Here is a 19,771-nt window from a genome sequence, read left to right on the forward strand (position 1 = left end):
AATTAGTACCTGTAATAGTCGGGCTTAAATGGTCCCTGAACGGTTACCCCAATATATTCAGCCTGTTCCGGTCTTAAAGTTTCCAATTCTACTCCCAATCGGGATAGGTGCAACGCTGCTACTTTTTCATCCAAATGTTTTGGAAGCATATACACATCATTCTTGTATTTGTCACTATGGTTCCAAAGTTCCATTTGAGCTAAGGTTTGGTTGGTGAACGAGTTGCTCATTACAAAACTTGGATGTCCGGTAGCACATCCCAAGTTTACCAATCTACCTTCGGCCAAAACAATTATATCCTTTCCGTCAAGCGTGTATTTATCTACTTGTGGTTTTATTTCATCCTTGGTATGTCCGTAATTTTTGTTCAACCAAGCCATGTCTATTTCATTGTCGAAATGGCCAATATTACAAACGATGATTTTGTCCTTCATCGCTTTAAAATGCTGCGACTGTATAATATCCTTATTTCCAGTAGTGGTTATTACGATATCTGCATTTCCAATGACAGTATCCATTCTCTTTACCTCAAATCCGTCCATTGCTGCCTGAAGGGCACAAATAGGATCAATTTCGGTAACCGTAACAATGGAACCTGCGCCTTTGAAAGAAGCTGCCGTGCCCTTCCCTACATCGCCATAACCTGCAACTACAACCCTTTTGCCCGCAAGCATGGTATCTGTAGCCCTTCTAATAGCGTCTACTGCACTTTCCCTACAACCGTATTTGTTGTCGAATTTGGATTTGGTAACAGAATCGTTGACATTAATGGCCGGCATTGGTAAGGTTCCCTTTTTTACCCTCTCATATAATCTATGGACACCAGTGGTAGTCTCTTCGGAAAGGCCCTTGATACCTGAAGCCAATTCTGGGTATTTGTCCAATACCATATTGGTAAGGTCGCCGCCGTCATCCAAGATCATGTTTAAGGGTTGGCGATCTTCACCGAAAAATAAGGTCTGTTCAATGGCCCAATTAAATTCTTCTTCGCTCATTCCCTTCCAGGCATAAACGGGTACTCCGGCTGCCGCAATAGCAGCAGCCGCCTGATCTTGGGTAGAGAAAATATTACAGGAACTCCAAGTTACATCTGCGCCCAAAGCTACTAAAGTCTCAATAAGCACCGCTGTTTGTATGGTCATATGCAAACACCCGGCTATACGGGCGCCTTTAAGGGGCTGTTCTTTTCCGTATTCTTCCCTTAAGGACATTAGGCCTGGCATTTCGGCTTCCGCAAGTTCAATTTCTTTTCTTCCCCATTTGGCTAAGCCAATATCTTTTACCTTATAGGGTATGTATGGAATGGTTTTAGTACTCATAAACTTTTTTGTTATTGTTAATTGTTCGTATTCGTCTTCAAATAAACTGGAGGATTGGATTAAAAATAATATAAATGAAGAATATCTTCGATTAGCCTATTCCTTCTCCTTTTTTATTTTTATTTTAGTAATAGAACAATTTTCTTATAATTTGCATTTGCAAAGGTAGTAATAACTTAAATAATCTAATGCCTCTTTATAAAACAATAACCGTTGGAGACAACTCCAAGCTCTTGATTTGGAAGGTTGAAGAAACGGAAACCCAGCTTTCTGAAGGAATTGTACTAACGCCCCATTGCCAAAAACGTATGATGGGAATGAAGTCCGAATTGCACAGAAGGGGGTTTTTGAGCATTAGACATTTAATGGGGGTAGAGGGCTATGTGGATCATGATCTATTTTACGATGATGCCGGCAAACCCCATTTAACCGATGGCAAGTTCATCTCCATTACACATTCGCACGAATTCACTGGAATTATAATTTCGGATACCAAAGAGGTGGGAATCGATATTGAAATGCAACGTGAAAAAATTCTAAGGATAGCCAACAAGTATACTCCTTTGGAGGAGTATAAAACTGTTGCAAATGCAGAAGCCTTAATTAGAAAGCTTACCATTGTTTGGGGTGCCAAGGAATCCTTGTACAAGATATATGCACAACATGGACTTAGTTTTTTGCACCATATTGATATTACGGATTTTTCATTGTCGGACACGGAGACTACGGGCACCATTCTTTATAAGGGAAAAACCTCCCATTACGATATTAAATTTTTGGAATTCGAAGGTTATACCTGTGTGTACGCCGTTAAAAATTAGGGGCCTTTAAAATGCGCTGTTGGCGCTGTTTCCCAATCCAATATTGCAGCTTCTTTTTCATGGGTTTGGTCAATTGTCCTATTTGGTAATCAATGTAATACATCTGCCAATTCGGAAATATTTTTTCTAGATAAATTCCAAGTCTTTTAATGGAAAAGTTAATTTTGTAAAAACTTGAAATCTGGACCTTATATTATGGCAAGTACTTTGGGCGTAAAGACTTATAGGCAATACGATCAGCTATAAGAGCCGTTTTAACTGGAAATGGATCCTCATTGGAGTGGTTGGAAAAGAGTTGTATAATGTTGAAAATTGTTAAATCTGACCCTAGTAATTATGAGCCCCATTTTTGATTGGATTTTTGCCCAGTACCAGGACACTTCCACCCATTTGATAATTTTGGAAATGGTAGGGGTGTTTTTCGGATTTTTAAGTGTTTGGTACTCCATGCGCGAGAATATTTTGGTTTTCCCTACAGGAATCCTAAGCACAGGGCTGTTCGTTTATATTCTTTTGGTTTTTGGGTTATTGGGAGATATGTTGATCAATGCCTATTATTTTGCCATGAGTGTCTACGGATGGTATATTTGGACTAGAAAGATAGATGAGACCCATTTTATTCCCATAACAACAACGACTGCCCTGGAGAAAAAATGGTCAGCTGTTTTATTCGGGTCTACCGTTATATTCGTTGTTTTGGTATACGTAGTATTTGATAGGTTGGATAATTGGACAGCTTATGTGGATACCTTTACGACGGCTATATTCTTTGTAGGAATGTGGCTTATGGCTAAGAAAAAACTTGAAAATTGGGTATATTGGATCATTGGCGATGTAATATCGGTTCCATTATATCTTTATAAAGGACTTATATTTACATCTCTGCAATATTTATTGTTCACTATTATTGCGATTTTCGGATACCTTGCATGGAAGAAAAGTTTAAACAAGAGCCCTCAAGTATTGTTAAAGTAGTTTTATTTGGTCCCGAATCTACCGGGAAGACCACCTTGTCCCAAGAGTTGGCCACTCATTACAATACTGTTTGGGTACCTGAATATGCACGCGATTACCTTCAGAAAAAATGGGATAATGAGAAGAAAACCTGTGAACCCAAGGATTTATTGCCCATTGCAGAGGGCCAGATAAAATTGGAAAATTCCTTGACCAAAAAAGCAAATGAATTATTAATATGCGACACCGATCTTTTGGAGACCAAGGTATATTCCGAAGCTTATTATTTGGGGTACTGTGATCCAATTTTGGAAACTTACGCGCTACAGAATAGTTACGATATTTATTTTCTGACCTATATAGACATTCCGTGGGAAAAGGATGACTTAAGGGATAAACCCAATGATCGTGAACGAATGTTTCTATATTTCAAGGATACTTTGGAAAAATATAACAGGAATTTTATTATCTTAAAGGGTGATAAAAAAACAAGGCTTAGAACGGCCCGGAACTATATTAATCAATTACTGAGAAAATAATGGAATTAACGGAAGCAGACAAAAAACAATTAGAAAAAAAAGGTATTTCTAAGGAAAAAGTTCTTGGTCAAATTGAAACATTTAAAGAGGGTATTCCTTTTGTGAGATTGGAAAAGGCCGCAGTGGTATCCGATGGAATTTCTAAATTTTCGGAGGCTGAGGAGCAAAAGTTTATAAAGAAATTTGAGGAGGCAAAAAAGAAGAAATCCCTTCTGAAATTTGTGCCGGCTTCAGGTGCTGCATCCCGAATGTTCAAGGCTATGTTCAATTTTTTGGACACTTATGATCCCAAAGCTGAAAAATTTGACGCCTATTTGGACAGGACCAAGGATAAGGATGTTAAAGCCTTTTTTGATGGGTACAAAAAATTCGCATTTTATTCCCTTATTCAAAATCGTATAGCTGGTAGAACAAGCTCCAAGGATGAGGAAAAGTACTTTTTTGTGCAGGAGATGCTATTGTCGGAAGGCTTGAATTTCGGATTTTACCCAAAAGGACTTTTACCCTTTCATGACTATGGACAATATACAGCTACGCCTTTCGAAGAACATTTAAAAGAGGCAGTTGCCTATGCACAGGTGAATAACGAGGCAAATCTACATTTTACCATTTCTGAGCAGCATGGAGAAATGTTTAACAAGGAATTTAAGACTGCCGGAGAGCGGGTGTCCAAGGATACCAAAACCTCCTTTACCGTAAATTACTCTTTCCAGAAACCCTCAACAGACACTATCGCGGTTACATTGGACAATAAGCCGTTCAGGAATTCCGATGGTTCACTGTTGTTTAGACCAGCTGGTCATGGCTCATTGATAGAGAACCTTAACGAGCAGGATGCGGATATTATTTTTATTAAGAATATCGATAATGTGGTGGTTCCCAGATTCTCCAACGAGGTTGCCAAAAGTAAAAAGATATTGGCCGGACTGCTTTTGGAATTACAGGGCAAAGCTTTTGAATATGCCAAAATATTGGATGGGGACAATTTAACTTCCGAAATTTTGGAAACTATAAAATTGTTTTTGGAACGGGATTTAAATGTTCGTTTTTCAGATAAATTCGGGGGGTTTAGTATTGGGCAGCAAATAGAAATTTTAAAGGATAAAATCAATCGTCCCATTCGCATTTGCGGTATGGTCAAGAATGAAGGCGAGCCAGGGGGCGGTCCATTTTGGATAAAGGATGCCCATGATCATATTTCACTACAAATCATTGAATCTGCACAAGTAGATATGGATAATCCTGAACAGGTTGAAATCCTAAAGAATTCTACCCATTTTAACCCGGTAGATTTGGTCTGTGGGGTCAGAAATTATAAGGGAGAGAAATATAATTTGCTCAATTTTGTAGATGCCAAGCAAGGATTCATTACGCAAAAAACCAAGGAGGGCAAGGACCTAAAGGCTTTGGAGCTTCCAGGTCTGTGGAACGGTGCCATGGCCTTTTGGAATACTATTTTTGTTGAGGTCCCCTTGGTGACCTTCAATCCTGTAAAAACGGTAAACGACCTTCAGAAACCTGCCCACCAGGTAAAATAGATTTGCGGTCAACATTTTGGATCATCATCCACTTTTTGTCTAGCTGGTTTTCCATTGTAAACATATATCAGGTATTGTACCCAAAAAGTGTATAATTTTTATACACTTTTTGGGATGCTATACATAATTATACATTCCCCATAGATGGCAACAATGCCGTAAACATCTGATTTTAAACATATTGAAAATGTAATTGTTTAAATATATAAGTTGGCACAATTTTCCTTCTTTGTTCTGTGAGAAAAAAATTAGTATTTACACAAAACACAAGAGATATGAAAAACGATATGAAAAGCCTGGTTTTCGCCACAGCGTTGGCAATGGGAAGTCTAAGTCCAGTTTTGGCATCCCCTCCAATATTTCACGATGGGATTATGGAAGTAATAATTGCTCAAGAATTTACTGAAATAGACCTTGATCAATTGCCGGATACCATCAGAAAAGCCTTGGAAAAAGATCATGCAGGTGCTGTGATAAACAAGGCATATGTAAATGAGGAAGCTGAATATAAATTGGAGGTTACTTTTTCGGACGGAACCAATTCCGAATTATACGCTGATGCCGAAGGTAACTGGATTGATATGTAAGACGTTGAAAAAGAGAATTGTATAATTATGTTGGATTAAAAGGGCTACCGTAAGGTGGCCCTTTTGCGTTTATAAGGGAACCAGCGCCTCCAAACTCTTTAGTTTTATAGAGGAAGAAGGGTGTTACTGCTGCCAATTATAGTTTCCATTATAGTGATAACCTATGCTATATTAAGCTTATTGTGTTTTTAGGCCTATAAGGTTCTTTTTAAGTATTTTCAGGGTACTGCCCTCTCATTTACCCAATAGCGTAGGTGTGTATTTTTAACACAATTGAAAGGCTGTATACCCAGTATTACACAGTATCATTACTATAGTATTACTTCTTTAAGTTGTTGATAATGAGTTAAATGAAATGTTGTATTGATTTTGGTATCGTTTTTTCATTTGGTAATGGTATAATTATAAAATTGGAATCATGAGAAAGCTATTTTTTGGAATTGCATTATCAATAACAAGTTTAACCGCCTGTGCGCAGGAGAACAAAGTAGTAAAGGGGGCTGTTATGGAAATGAGCGTAGCCCAAGATAAGTTCTCCGAAATAAGTAGGGCAGAACTGCCAGAAGCAGTAATAAAGGCAATAGATACTTATTATCCTTCTGCTGTAATAGGTAGGGCCTACGTGAATAACTCCCAACAATTTAGGTTGGATATAACTTTGAAGGAAGGCAAGAGTGGTACTATATATGCAGATAAGGATGGGGATTGGATTGAAAGATAGTAAAGGTTTGTATAGATATTATTGGTATGACCAATGAAAAAAATGGGATCGTCTGAACGATTCCATTTTTTGTTTCGGGAACCTTAAAAGGCCAATTCCCATATTCAAATTAGCTCTATTTATTTGATTGACGGCTTTACGAAGGGGGTCACAGGCTTAAGAATTCTCTTTGTGGATTTAAACAGGATGTGGAAGACGGAGTGTTTAGTTTTTACCCAATAAAAAAGAACGATATACAAAATTACACAGGTCTTAATTTCTAGTGTATTTTGTAATCATTTAAAAAACAGTTGTTTGTGTTTAAATCTAGCGCGAATTTTATTTTGGTATCATATTTTCAATAGGTATAACAAGTTTAACTATTAAAATGAAAATCATGAAAAAATTATTTTTTGTAGCAGTATTATCATTCGGAAGTCTAACCGCATTTGCCAATGGCGGAGGGAACGTAGCTCTTGAAGCAACACAGACCGCAATAGCTCAGGACGACTTCTCTGAAATAGAGGCAAGTGATTTACCTGAAGCGGTTACAACAGCTGTTTCCAAGGAATATCCTTCTGGGACCATCAGTAAGGCTTATGTGAACAAGCAGGAGCAATATAAGTTGGAAGTAACCTTGGAAGACGGTACTACAGGAACCTTGTATGCAGATAAAGATGGTAACTGGATAGAACTATAGTAAAACCTGAATTATTTGTTTTGTATCAAGTAGGTTTGGTAAGAGGGGGATTGTTTTAAACAATCCCCCTTCTTTTTTATGAAAATTTTTAAAGGCAACTAACTTTCTTATGGTATTTTTACTATCCAATGTAAATTGTAAAAGAAAGGTATGCCCAAACTCCTTATCATTGAAGATGACGCCGCTTTTTGTCAAATGCTTCAAAAATTCCTGATTAGAAACGGATACGATGTAGACGTTAGTTTTACGGCACAGGATGCCAAAACCAAATTCAAGGCAAGCGCCTATAACCTAGTGCTGACAGATTTACGGCTCCCCAATTATGACGGGCTGCAATTGTTGTCCGATATCAAGGAGGTAAATCCAAAGACACAGGTTATTGTAATGACGGGTTATGCGGAGGTAGGTTCTGCCGTGGAGGCCATGAAAAAAGGGGCCTACGACTATATTTCGAAACCCTTTACTCCTGAGGAAATTTTAATGCAGATTAAAAGCGCCTTAAGCCAAGAGACCAAGCTGCAGCTGGATAATACCCCAAAAGAAAGCCTTAAGGTTGAAAGTGGGGAAGATGGGACCCAGGACCATAGGGTTGTCGTTGGCATAAGTGAGGCTTCCAAAAAATTGCACGAGTACATTAAGTTGGTGGCCCCAACGGACATGTCCGTTCTAATTACAGGGGAAAGTGGAACTGGAAAGGAAGTTACGGCAAGGGCCATTCACGACAATAGCAAACGGACGGCACACAATTTTGTGGCGGTAGACTGTGGAGCCATTCCCAAAGAAATAGCGACCAGTGAATTTTTTGGGCATGTTAAAGGTAGCTTTACCGGAGCCGTGGAGGATAAGAAGGGGCATTTTGAAGCCGCCAACGGTGGTACTTTGTTTTTGGATGAAATAGGGAATCTCTCTTATGAAAACCAAATACAGTTGTTAAGGGCCTTACAGGAAAGAAAAATTAAAAGAGTAGGCAGCAACAAGGAGATAGAGGTAGATATCCGAATTGTGACGGCCACTAACGAAGACTTGACAGAGGCTGTTGAAAACGGTAGTTTTAGGGAAGATCTTTTTCACAGGATCAACGAATTTTCTGTGGAAATACCTTCTTTGGAGGAACGTTATGAGGACCTGCCACTTTTCGCAGATTTCTTTTTGAGAAAGGCCAACCAATCCCTAGGAAAAAAGGTAAAAGGTTTTTCTGAGGATGTGGAGGATATATTTAAGCAATATCATTGGCCCGGAAATCTACGGGAATTACAGAATGTGATAAAAAGGGCGGTTTTGTTGACAAGCGGGGATTTGGTGGAGAAAGGTGCCCTGCCTAAAGAAGTATATCGGAGCAAGGAAAACAATGTCAAAGTTGATAACTTTTCCAAGGCGGATTATGAGAAGGAACAAATAGTAAAGGCCTTAAAGCAATCAAATTTCAATAAGTCCAAAGCGGCCAAATTGCTCCAGATTACGAGAAAAACGCTCTATAATAAAATTAATCACTACAATTTGGACTTGTAGTCAAATACGATTTAATGGCCAGGATCAATACGGTGGACTTATTAAGAAGGTCCCTGTAGGTCTGCTTTAGCACTTTAGGTGGTATTTGGCCTATTTCCAAAATTTCCAGTTGTTCCAAGATGGGAATAATTTCGGTACTATTCAATTGGCGGAACATAGGTAGCATTCGATGTGATATATTGTTGATCTGCCCGTAGTCCATAGCCTCTACCGCCCATTTCAATTTTTCCATATTGGTTTCGGTGTCGGTAATAAAGGTCCGTAAAACATCGGCTATTCCCTCCTCATCATCACCTAAAAAGGAGGAGATGACCCCCAAATGGAATAAGATGGAGCCGGAGGTAATATTCGGTTTGATCTTTTTCTCGGTATTTTGCTGAATCACCTTGGGAAACAAGGCGGAAATTACCTTTACCAAAGCTTCCTTGGTAAAGGGCTTTTGTAGTATATCCGTAAAACCTGCTTTATGATACTCCTCCTTGCCCAAATCCTTTCTGCCGGTCATGGCTACTACAGGTTGTCCGGCATAATGTGAATAGGTGCCGTTTTGTAACTCTCCCAAGACTTCAAAACCCGTAATGTTCGGCATTTGTATATCGGTCAAAACCATGTCGTAGGGCAGCTCCCCGCGTTTTGAAATTTCATAAAAATTATTGTAGATATGGGTTGCGAAACCCAAATGTTGACAGACTTCCTTGAGCAGTTTAAGCATAGCAGGGTCGTCATCAATGATAAGGAGGGCTAACTTGACCCTTGGGTTTATTTCAATTTTCGTGGGAGTATTCAAAGGTTTTGTTGATATTTCCAGTGGAATTTCAACCGAAAATGTACTTCCTTTATTCTCCTCGCTCTGAAGACTTATTGCTCCTCCCAAAAGTTCGGTGAGTTTCTTTGAGATAGTGAGTCCTAGTCCATAGCCACCATATTTCTTATCCATGTGGTCCTCCGCTTGGGTGAACTCTTTAAAAATGTGTTCTTGTTTCTCTTTTTTAATACCTATGCCGGAATCTGCAACCTGAATTAAGATGTGGTAGTTCCCGTTTGCCTCGCTTATTACCTTAGCATCAATTTTTACGAAACCTTCATTGGTAAATTTATAGGCATTGCCGATAAGGTTGGTCAATATTTGTCTTATCCGAAAAGGATCCCCCAAAACGGGATTGTTCAATTTACCATCTATATTTACAATGAGTTCCAAGGGTTTCTTTAAATGAATTTCCTTGAGGTTTTCGGAAGTTTCACGGATAAGGTCCGAGAGTATAAATGCCGTCTTCTCTATTTTAATTTTTCCTGCCTCCAATTTGGAAAAATCCAATAGATCGTTTACTAAGCTATCCACATATTTTGATGCGGATTTTACATTCTTTAAATAAGAAACCTGTTTGCCGGTAAGACCGGTACTTTCCATAAGTTCGGAATAACCGGTAATGGTATTTAAGGGGGTGCGAAGGTCATGGCTGACCGTAGAAATCAATTGCTCCCGACTCTTTAAAAGGGATTCTGAAAATTTCTTTTCCTTTTCCAATTGTTGCCTATATAACTGTACTTTCCAATAATCTTTGGTGATCAAAAAAGTAAAAAGTCCCACAATCGCTAAACCAAGTAAGCTTGCAAAACCTGCCACACGTAGGCTTCTTTTTAGGGCAGTTTGTTTTTTGAGGTTGTCATTATAGGATTTGGTGATTACTTCCTGTTCAAAGGCAGAAATAATACTTCTAAGCTGTTGTGAAATTTCCAGATCGGCCCTGCTTAATTGATATTCTTTCTGCGCTACCGAGCGGAGGTTTTTGGTGTTGCTCTGTTTGGCCTCGGCCAAAAGCGACTTGGATACTGTTAATACTGAATCTACCTGCTGTGAAACTTGAACGTTATTGGTGTCTTTTGGGACATTTTCACTAAGGTATTCGGCCCATTTTTTTATTGTATTCTGTGCATCCGGGGGCAGGTCCAAATAGTTGGGATTAAGGCTCTCCGGAGTTATTTTTCCAAGAGACTCCTCTATTTTACTGAATTCCTTTAAGGCATTGTCTATAGAATTGTTGGCTTCACTTTTTCTTTTTAATCTTAGGAGTTCGTTGCTGTTGAATACCTTTTTTTTAAGAAGTCCTTGAACACTATCCAGCATTCCTTTTTGATAGTCACTATCCGTTAGGAGTTTTAGCGAGTCTATGGTGACAAAAATGGAATCTATTTTTTGGGCATAGGCCGTAAAGCTTTTTGGGGTCTTTTTTTGGAGGGCCAATTTAGAGAGACTCTCCGCCTCATATAGGTCTGTAAGAAGGGAACCGGTTTTAAGTAATTTGGCATCGTTTTCCGTGGCGGTGTCCGTAGATACAAATACCTTTATTTCAGAAAATATAAAATAGGCCACTACAAGGGTCAAAATCCCGAGCATTAGGTAGCTGAACATGATTTTAAAGGTAAATTTGTTCTTTGTTTTATTCATTAATAATACCAGTTTTTACAGCTGTTATCCTAATGTACGGATTTCAAGTCCGGTTGGTCTATAAATAATAGTTAATTATTTATCTCTTTTTATTATGAAATTAGATTGGTGGTATGTAAATTTGCGCCCGTCTCAAAGGGGTGCTTGTTAGGTCAGGCTGAGATTATACCCAAGGAACCTGGGCAGGTAATGCTGCCAAGGGATGCGAAAATCGCGTTTTGGAATTTCCAACGTTTTATTTTCGATGCAATTTTGTAATCGGAAAAAAACAAAAATCAATTTTTAACAAGAATAATAGCCCCTTTTATTCGTAACAAATGTATTACGGATGAAAACTATGTTCACAACGGTCGCTATGGTAGCGACAACGCTTTTGGCTATTGGCCAAGAGAAACCCAAAGATTCTTTGGAAGGAAAAGAAATTACCTTGGATGAGGTATTGGTATCCGCAGTTAGGGTAACCAAGCAATCTCCGGTAACCTTCACCAACTTGACCAAGGAACAGATCAAACCCAGAAACTTAGGACAGGATATTCCTATTCTAATGAATTTTCTTCCAGCTGTGGTTACCACTTCGGATGCTGGGGCAGGTGTGGGATACACAGGTATCCGGGTTCGCGGTAGTGATGGTACACGTGTTAATGTTACCATTAATGGAATTCCTTACAACGATGCGGAATCCCATGGTTCTTTTTGGGTAAACATGCCCGATTTTGCCTCTTCCACAGAAAGCTTGCAACTGCAGCGTGGGGTAGGGACGTCAACTAATGGATCGGGAGCCTTTGGCGCCAGTTTAAATTTACTTACCGATGCCGTTTCCAATGAAGCTTTTGGTCAGATTTCTTCTTCCTTAGGTAGTTTTGGAACCCTTAGGAATAATTTGAAGTTTAGTACCGGTTTATTGAACGATCATGTGGAAATTGCCGGTCGTTTGTCCAGGATAACTTCCGATGGTTACATTGATAGGGCTTCCTCCGAATTGGATTCCTACTTCTTACAAGGGTCATATATTGATGACAATACCTTGGTGAAGGCATTGCTGTTCGGTGGCCATGAGATTACTTATCAAGCTTGGAACGGGATAGATGCTGCTACATTGGAGTCTGACAGAACATTTAATTCTGCAGGAATCTATACCGATGAAAACGGAAACACCCAGTTTTATAAGAACGAAGTGGATAATTATAGGCAAAACCATTTTCAATTGCATTGGAACGAACAAATTTCAAATTACTGGAATACCAATCTGGCCTTCCATTTTACCAAGGGGAGGGGGTATTTTGAGCAATATAAGGAAGAAGATGACTTTAGTACCTATGGAATTGAACCTATAACGGTTGATGGGGAAGAAGTGGATAAGACCGATCTAATACGAAGACGCTGGCTGGTCAATGATTTTTACGGCACCACTTTTTCTGCAAATTATGATAAAGAAAGTTTGAATTTAATTCTTGGCGGAGGTTGGAACAAATATGAAGGAAGTCATTTTGGGGAAATTATTTGGGCCCGTTTTTCCAACAATAAGAATTTTGAAGATAGGTATTATGATAACAGTTCCACCAAAACAGATTTAAATCTTTTTGCCAAGGCCAATTACAAGTTTAGCGACCAATGGAGTGCTTATGGAGATTTGCAATATAGGACAATAGGTTATAAGGCCAATGGGGAAGACACAGGCCTTGTTGATGATACCTTTGATTTTTTCAATCCCAAGCTTGGGATTACCTACGATCTAAACATGAACAATAATTTCTACCTCTCATATGCCAGGGCCAATCGTGAACCCAATAGAAACGATTATGAAAGTGGTAGTCCCAAGCCTGAGAAGTTGAACGATTATGAGCTGGGTTGGCGCTATATTACTCCAGATGTACAGTTGAACACCAATGTGTACTTTATGGGGTATAAGGATCAGTTGGTGCTAACCGGCGAGTTAAATGATGTTGGGGCTCCTTTACGGGCCAATGTAGGGGATAGTTATCGCTTAGGCTTGGAGGTAGATGCTACCATAGCCTTGGGGAATCAATTTAAAATACGTCCCAATGTGGCATTGAGTAAAAATAGGAACAGGGATTTTGTGTTTCAACGGGATGGGGAGCTTCAAGAACTGGGGGATACCCATATTTCCTTTTCGCCAGATATTATTGTAGGGAACGTTTTAACCTATCAGCCTAAGGAAAATGTCCAATTAAGCTTGTTGACCAAGTTTGTAGGAGAGCAGTATATGGGCAATATAGATTCCGAAGGGTCTAAGTTGGATTCATATTCGCAAACCGATTTCAATGTGCAGTATGAAATCAACACCAACGGTTTTGTTAAGAGCATAGTCCTGTCTGGATTGGTCAATAATATATTTGATTCCTTATATGTGTCCAATGGATACTTCTATACTTTTGACGATGATTATACAGTGCCTGGAACCGTTACCACTTATGAAGGTGCTGGATACTATCCGCAGGCAGGGATTAATTTCCTTTTTGGGGCATCCATAAGCTTCTAGGTACGGGCTACTGTTTTTTCGGCAACTTAAAAACCCCTATGTTGGCTTGTTCAGCTAACATAGGGGTTTGTTTATATATTTCTTTTAATTGTAAATAGTCTTTTATATAAGGAATAACTATGATTATTGCAGAATCCAAAAATTATACATTTTCCGGTACTATATATGGATACCTGTACTTTCTGGTAAGCATGAGGTCAGCTTCCTCATTATTTATAAATTTTTCGAATTCCCCATTAAATTTTAAAGTATCCCCAAGCCGATATGCTATATTGGCGATCAACGGTAGAACTGTGGACATATGCCCAGTTTCAATATCGCAATTTAAAATATGACGGTTTCCTGAACGGACTCCATCAATAAAGTTACCATAATGCCCTTTGCTATCAGGGGCGGTCAAAAAAGAGGTGTCGCCACCAACGGCAGCGCTACCGGCCATTTCCGAACCTGCAAAAGGCTCAGTTTCCTTGCCTCTGTATGCTTTCCAGGTAGAACCATTTACTTCCATCCAGCCTTCCGTGCCGTAAAACAAATTACCGATTTTGACGCCCAAATTGGCTTCATGATTGGTATATCTGCCCCTGGTTTCAAATTCCAATATTTTTCCATCTTCATATTCAAATACAGAAGTTTGGGTGTTTGGCGTTTCTTGGGAACATTCCTGAGGTGTAAATCCAAAAATACCTCCCATGGACTGAACTTTAACAGGGTGCACTTTTTTATTGAGACCCCATCGGGCTATATCAAACTGATGTGGCCCTTGGTTGCCTGTGTCACCATTGCCGGTGTCCCAGTGCCAATGCCAATTATAGTGCCCCTTTTTTTCATTGTAAGGTCTATAGGTGGCCGGTCCCAGCCAAAGATCATAATTCAAGGTGGATGGGGATACACTATCTGGGGAAATACCGAAGGAATCCCTAGGTTTAAAACAGGTGCCTCGGGATAAAAATACGTCCCCAATGCCACCGCGATGCAGGAAGTCCATGGCCTGCATTACATTGCTTATGGACCTGTTTTGGAACCCTACCTGTACTACCCTATTATATTTTCGTGCGGCCTCTACCATTTTTCTCCCTTCCCATACATTATGGGAGCTAGGTTTTTCAACATACACATGTTTTCCGGCCTGGCAGGCCCAGATGGTGGCCAGGGCATGCCAATGATTGGGGACTGCTACTACTACGGCATCTATTTCCTTGTCGTCAAAAACACGTCGCATATCCTCTTCGGTACCGGGTTTATTGCCTTTTTGATTCTTGGTAGCCGTTTTTACATTGTCGCCCAAAACGGCTGAATCTACATCACAAACGGTTTTAATTCGCACTCCATCATCGTACATCTCCGAAAAATTTTCCAACAAATTACTTCCACGACCCCTTACGCCAATTGATCCCAGGACCACGCGGTCATTGGCACCCAGAATATTTCCGTAAGATTTTGCGGAAAAGGCAGATGCACCAACAACAACGCCGGTACTGGCAAGGGTAGTTTTTTTAATAAAGTCTCTTCTGTTGTCCATAATTATATTTTATAAATAGTATTGATGATTGTTTTTTTTATTTTTTGATAAGCCAAATGGCGAACTATTGATTTGAAAATTTGTCAAATTCGGAATCCAATTGGGTCTTTTCCAAATTTTTACTGGCAACAATAATTCGATGTTTAAAGGTTATATCCTCCCCTTGATCCAGACTTAGGTTTAACGCTTCCTTGCCATCACTAAAGACTTCCTGTCCTAGGGGATTGGCAGCAAAAAGGCCATAACCACGCGTATGCCAATAGGTAGGATAACCGGCATTGGAAGTGTGGTCCAATATTGCCAGGGATATTTTTTCATCGCCAATATTGGATCTTAAATTTACCCAATTGGATCTTTTTCCCCAACAGTCGTTCCCTTCAATATTCTCGCTGTTAATGTAATTCCCATTTACACCTTCATTGTTTAGGACGGGGACACCGGTGGGGATTCCATTGGAATCGGTAAAAATATCTGGCTTGTCCGAGGGGTGCTCCAATTCGCGTGTTACCCTTATGCCCAAGACTCCTTCCTTATTGTCCTTAAATATTACTTTTTCATTGGGAGCACTAAGGTTGGTGATACGATCTATGGAGTATTCGTCGTGGTCACCTCTAAAAATAAAAGTGGTATTTTCTTTGAGCAAAACCTTTCCTTCGTTAGAAACCCAATCCATGGCCACCTTTAGGCTCGCTTCCTCGTTCCCGTCTTCAGTGCCCAGTATTTCCTTGTGAAGAATGGTGCCGTAACTTCCTCTTTTTTCAACCTTTATGGAATCTGAATTGTTCCAAAAGTCCAATCCGTTCACATCGCCGTAATTAAACCACACTCCTACGTGATGGGGATGGTCCACCCTTTCTCCCACAGACGGCTCCAAGGGATATTTTCTGGTAATCTTGGTGCCCTTGGGGGTAATTAGGGGATATAGTACCGGTTTTTTAATGTTGGTAGGATAGATATAGGAGGTAAATAGATTGCCATCAATAAAGACATCCACCTTTTTTTCTTGGTCGTTTCGAACCAGTTTTATTCTTTTTTCCGCCTTGGTTTGTAAATCGCTATCGGTCGTTTTATTGGACTTGGCCTGCTTACAGGAAACCATAAAGAGTAGGGCCATAACACTGTATAAGCCCGATTTAAGTAGTAGTGTTGGTGTGTTCATACTTGTTGATCGGTATTGGATTAATTAGTTTCAGGTGGTGATAATTCCACTACATTTTTCCAATTTTGATGTTTCGGAAACTGGTGGTCATCTCTGTGTTGGGGTGTAATTGCAATCCTATGGGGCCGGTTTTAACATAATTGTCAGAGGTGTAGCTCATTACGTGTTTGTTATTGAGCCATACTTCATAATATCCCGCAATGGCTATCACTTTTATGGTGTTCCAGTCGTTGGGCTTTAGGATTTCCTTGACATTTTGGGCCTCTATGGGATATCCTTTTCCCGCAATATAGGGAGAGCCGGTCATATCGCGCTTTAAAGAGCCCGAAATGCCCATCTGTATTTGTTGCGAATCGTTCCTGATGAAGATTCCAGTATCTACCGTTCCTTCCTCGTATCTAAAATCGGTTTCTAACACAAAATCGGTATATTCCTTGTCCGTCCACAATATGGATCCCTTTTTGTCAGGACCACTTTTGGCCCGTAATACTCCGTTTTCCACGGACCACCATATGTTGTTTTCCGGAACAACCCACCCTTTGAGATTTTTTCCGTTAAAAGCACTTTTAAGAACCGGGTCCTGTGCGAACATGTTTAACGTAATAAAACTGACTATAAGAAACGTATAAATAATTTTTGTTTTCATTTAATTATGGTTTTAACGGTGATTCTATAAATTGGAATGCGGTCAATGACTACCTAAAAGAGTTCTTAATTTATTGAGCATTACATTAAACTATCGTTAATGTGGCAGCGTTTTTTTATAAAACTATTTAAAAACTATGTCAAATTCCAATTTTAACTGCCAAAATTTATAGGAAACCTAAGTAATGGTAAAATACCATTAAGTAGAGTTAAGAATTGTGAAGTTAAGCATCGTCTTAGTAGAAAAGAACCTAAGGCCTTGTCTTTTATCCTGGACAATTAAACCGGTATTCCATAAGATACCATTGGGAAATTATCAATTGGATTTGGTTTTTAAAATATTGGGTGATTTTTAAGGCATTACGGCAATTCTTATATTGGGGTTGTTTCATTCGTTTTTTAACTGTTATTTTTGTGAATACAGTAAGTAACCATAACCTATAATTTTTAGACAATGAGCAAAAGCAAGTATACGAAGCCTCTTCGTTGGGGTATAATTGGTTGCGGAGCTGTTACCGAGGTAAAAAGCGGGCCACCTTATCAACAGACCAAAGATTTTCAATTGATAGCCGTAATGCGCAGGGATGAGGAAAAGGCGAAGGACTATGCCAAGAGACATGGTGTCCCAAAATTTTATGCCAAGGCGGAGGATTTGATTCTGGATTCAGAGGTAGATGCTGTGTACATTGCAACGCCCCCGGACACCCATAAACATTATGCCTTAATGGTAGCCAAAGCCGGCAAGCCATGTTGTGTGGAGAAACCCATGGCGCCCAGTTATGCGGATAGCTTAGAGATGTACAATGTTTTCAGGGAAAGGGAATTGCCTCTTTTTGTGGCTTATTATAGGCGTTCCTTGCCAAGGTTTTTAAAAATTAAGGAATGGATAAGCAATGGTGCGATTGGAGCTGTAAGACATATCCGTTGGCACCTTTCCAAGCCTCCGAGTAAGGAAGATCTGGCAAAAACATACAATTGGAGAACCGATGGTGAAATTGCGCCCGGGGGCTATTTTGATGATCTGGCCAGCCACGGGTTGGACTTGTTTTCCTATTATCTTGGGGATATTGAAAATGTCTTTGGGGTAAGCACCAACCAACAAGGTCTATATACCGCAAAAGATGCCATCGCGGCTTGTTGGATATATAAAAATGGAGTTACAGGGGAAGGCAGTTGGAATTTTGGTACCTCCGATAGGGAGGATAAAGTGGAGATTATTGGCAGCGAGGGTAAAATAGTATTCTCCGTATTTAATGAAGAGGATATTATCTTGACCAATGCAAACGGAACAATAAATCTCTTTATAGATCATCCTAAGCATGTGCAACAGTTTCATGTGGAAAATATACGGATGCATTTGCTGGAAAACGGGGAACATCCTTCTACAGGACTATCTGGGTTGCACACCAGTTGGGTAATGGACAAAATCTTAGGGCAGCTCTAAAGGAGTCAATTGGAGATGATCACTGAATTACCGCTATAGGTGGCACGGTAAAATAGCAGGTCGTGATAAGTCTTGCCATCGTCCGGCCTGTTCATTAATTGTCCGGTAAACAAATTGTATTCATAACCTTCACAGGAGCAGGTCACCAATTGGCCCTCCAATGACATTGTGGAACAGTCGTTCGGGGCATGGTTGGGACAGCTGGCCTCCCAGGCCATGAAGGAATTAAATCCGGTATTGATAACAAATGCACCTCTGGTGCCCACTGCTGCGTTACTCACATAGATGGCACTACCCGTATTGGTCAAGGCGCTGTAAGAAGGTAGGTTCAAATTAAGATCAAACCTAAAGCTAATCTCCTGTAGGTACGGATTTCTATTGGTAGAGTTCTTGTCGCAGGACAAGAAAAAAAAGAAAAGTAATATTCCCAATATGCGTTTCATATGGCTGTGCCTATTTAAATAACTTGAACAAAATTGAACAAAATTTATGTATATTTGTCTTAAATCCTCTTTAAAAAAAGAGGATTTTCCTATTTATTTAATGTAGAACTTATGAGTAAGGTATCTTATTATACAGCAGAAGGGCTAAAAAAATTGAGAGAGGAACTTAATTATCTAAAGGATGTTGAGCGCCCAAAGGCTTCCCAGGCAATTGGTGAGGCCAGGGATAAGGGGGATCTATCCGAAAATGCCGAATATGATGCCGCCAAGGAGGCACAAGGTTTGTTGGAGATGAAAATCTCCAAGATGGAAGAGACTTTGGCCAATGCAAGGTTAATAGATGAATCACAACTTGATACCTCCAAGGTGCTGGTACTCTCTACCGTTAAATTGAAGAATTTGAATAACGGAATGGAAATGAAATATACTCTTGTAGCAGAAAGTGAAGCAGATCTCAAGACGTCAAAAATTTCTGTGAGTTCGCCAATAGGTAAGGGGCTACTGGGTAAAAAAGTAGGAGATACAGCGGAAATTACCGTTCCCAATGGGACATTGAAATTTGAAATTTTGGAAATTTCCAGATAGATGATTTTAAATAACAAAGAAGGGGCCTCAGTTGATTTATTTAATTGAGGCCTTGTGTTTTATGACTTTTGTCTGTGGCTACATTAGCAGCAGTAAAGTTGGTCAAGGAAGGCAAAGAACAGGTTAGGGTACATATTTTAAAATATTTGCCTATCTTTTAAGTTGATTTTATTAGTGAAACCCAATTTTGGGAAGTCGGTAAGACGCACTTAAAATTGCAAGTTGAACTAATCCCGCCTTTTTCGGCGGGATCTAGGTTCAATACCTCGACCCTAGGGTCGATTCCTGTTATTGGGTTCGGGGCCTGCCTTTGACGGCAGGCAGGCTTGTCTGCCGACAAAGGCAGGCCTGCCCTTAGGTTTA

17 protein-coding genes and 1 riboswitch are annotated in these 19,771 nt (G+C 39.7%); of the genes, 11 read left to right on the top strand and 6 right to left on the bottom strand.

Features of this window, described 5'->3' with window-relative positions; all coding sequences use genetic code 11:
- Positions 1-2: 2 nt before the first annotated feature.
- Positions 3-1,319, bottom strand: a complete 1,317-nt coding sequence (gene ahcY / locus C7972_RS01890) for an adenosylhomocysteinase (RefSeq protein WP_110354502.1) — start codon at positions 1,317-1,319, stop codon at positions 3-5.
- Between the two features lie 188 nt (positions 1,320-1,507).
- Here ahcY and C7972_RS01900 point away from each other — a divergent pair, with 188 nt between their 5' ends.
- From C7972_RS01900 to C7972_RS01935, 8 genes are all read left to right on the top strand, one after another.
- Positions 1,508-2,140, top strand: a complete 633-nt coding sequence (locus tag C7972_RS01900) for a 4'-phosphopantetheinyl transferase superfamily protein (protein WP_110354504.1) — start codon at positions 1,508-1,510, stop codon at positions 2,138-2,140.
- 336 nt (positions 2,141-2,476) lie between these two features.
- Positions 2,477-3,115 (top strand): nicotinamide riboside transporter PnuC, encoded by a 639-nt coding sequence (gene pnuC / locus C7972_RS01905; RefSeq protein WP_110354505.1) that lies wholly within the window; start codon positions 2,477-2,479, stop codon positions 3,113-3,115.
- Complete coding sequence (locus tag C7972_RS01910) at positions 3,070-3,633, top strand: AAA family ATPase (RefSeq protein ID WP_110354506.1); 564 nt, start codon at positions 3,070-3,072, stop codon at positions 3,631-3,633. Before pnuC ends, C7972_RS01910 begins: the two co-directional genes overlap by 46 nt.
- The gene (locus C7972_RS01915; protein WP_110354507.1) at positions 3,633-5,171 is read left to right on the top strand and encodes a DUF4301 family protein; all 1,539 of its coding nucleotides are present in this window, start codon (positions 3,633-3,635) and stop codon (positions 5,169-5,171) included. Before C7972_RS01910 ends, C7972_RS01915 begins: the two co-directional genes overlap by 1 nt.
- Before the next feature lie 275 nt (positions 5,172-5,446).
- Entirely contained in the window at positions 5,447-5,758 is a 312-nt protein-coding gene (locus tag C7972_RS01920) for a hypothetical protein (RefSeq protein ID WP_258364749.1), read from the top strand.
- Between the two features lie 418 nt (positions 5,759-6,176).
- Positions 6,177-6,479: a hypothetical protein gene (locus C7972_RS01925; RefSeq protein ID WP_110354508.1), complete on the top strand. Its 303-nt coding sequence runs from the start codon at positions 6,177-6,179 to the stop codon at positions 6,477-6,479.
- Between the two features lie 376 nt (positions 6,480-6,855).
- Positions 6,856-7,158, top strand: coding sequence for a hypothetical protein (locus tag C7972_RS01930; protein WP_110354794.1), 303 nt, complete (start codon positions 6,856-6,858; stop codon positions 7,156-7,158).
- A gap of 150 nt (positions 7,159-7,308) precedes the next feature.
- Entirely contained in the window at positions 7,309-8,667 is a 1,359-nt protein-coding gene (locus C7972_RS01935; protein ID WP_110354509.1) for a sigma-54 dependent transcriptional regulator, read from the top strand.
- On the opposite strand, the gene C7972_RS01940 is transcribed toward C7972_RS01935, so the two are convergent.
- Positions 8,642-11,113: an ATP-binding protein gene (locus tag C7972_RS01940; RefSeq protein ID WP_110354510.1), complete on the bottom strand. Its 2,472-nt coding sequence runs from the start codon at positions 11,111-11,113 to the stop codon at positions 8,642-8,644. The genes C7972_RS01935 and C7972_RS01940 overlap by 26 nt on opposite strands.
- A 125-nt stretch (positions 11,114-11,238) precedes the next feature.
- Positions 11,239-11,333: riboswitch (TPP riboswitch) on the top strand.
- 108 nt (positions 11,334-11,441) lie between these two features.
- On the opposite strand from C7972_RS01940, the gene C7972_RS01945 reads away from it, so the two are divergent.
- Positions 11,442-13,613, top strand: coding sequence for a TonB-dependent receptor (locus C7972_RS01945; RefSeq protein ID WP_110354511.1), 2,172 nt, complete (start codon positions 11,442-11,444; stop codon positions 13,611-13,613).
- A 142-nt stretch (positions 13,614-13,755) separates the two neighbouring features.
- Here C7972_RS01945 and C7972_RS01950 read toward each other — a convergent pair whose 3' ends face one another.
- From C7972_RS01950 to C7972_RS01960, 3 genes are all read right to left on the bottom strand, one after another.
- The gene (locus C7972_RS01950) at positions 13,756-15,132 is read right to left on the bottom strand and encodes a Gfo/Idh/MocA family protein (protein WP_110354512.1); all 1,377 of its coding nucleotides are present in this window, start codon (positions 15,130-15,132) and stop codon (positions 13,756-13,758) included.
- Positions 15,133-15,196: 64 nt separating this feature from the next.
- A complete protein-coding gene (locus C7972_RS01955; protein WP_220020846.1) occupies positions 15,197-16,291 on the bottom strand; it encodes a PmoA family protein in 1,095 nt (364 codons plus the stop codon).
- A gap of 49 nt (positions 16,292-16,340) precedes the next feature.
- Positions 16,341-16,937 (bottom strand): DUF1080 domain-containing protein, encoded by a 597-nt coding sequence (locus tag C7972_RS01960; RefSeq protein WP_110354513.1) that lies wholly within the window; start codon positions 16,935-16,937, stop codon positions 16,341-16,343.
- 453 nt (positions 16,938-17,390) lie between these two features.
- On the opposite strand from C7972_RS01960, the gene C7972_RS01965 reads away from it, so the two are divergent.
- On the top strand, positions 17,391-18,380 hold the full coding sequence (locus tag C7972_RS01965; protein ID WP_110354514.1) for a Gfo/Idh/MocA family protein: 990 nt from the start codon (positions 17,391-17,393) through the stop codon (positions 18,378-18,380).
- 5 nt (positions 18,381-18,385) lie between these two features.
- Here the strand turns inward: C7972_RS01965 and C7972_RS01970 are convergent, their stop codons facing one another.
- Complete coding sequence (locus C7972_RS01970) at positions 18,386-18,823, bottom strand: hypothetical protein (protein WP_110354515.1); 438 nt, start codon at positions 18,821-18,823, stop codon at positions 18,386-18,388.
- 111 nt (positions 18,824-18,934) lie between these two features.
- Here C7972_RS01970 and greA point away from each other — a divergent pair, with 111 nt between their 5' ends.
- Complete coding sequence (gene greA, locus C7972_RS01975; protein ID WP_110354516.1) at positions 18,935-19,408, top strand: transcription elongation factor GreA; 474 nt, start codon at positions 18,935-18,937, stop codon at positions 19,406-19,408.
- Positions 19,409-19,771: the final 363 nt, after the last annotated feature.

The sequence above is a fragment of the Arenibacter sp. ARW7G5Y1 genome (assembly GCF_003201775.1).
In the GTDB taxonomy this organism is placed as follows: Bacteria; Bacteroidota; Bacteroidia; order Flavobacteriales; family Flavobacteriaceae; genus Arenibacter.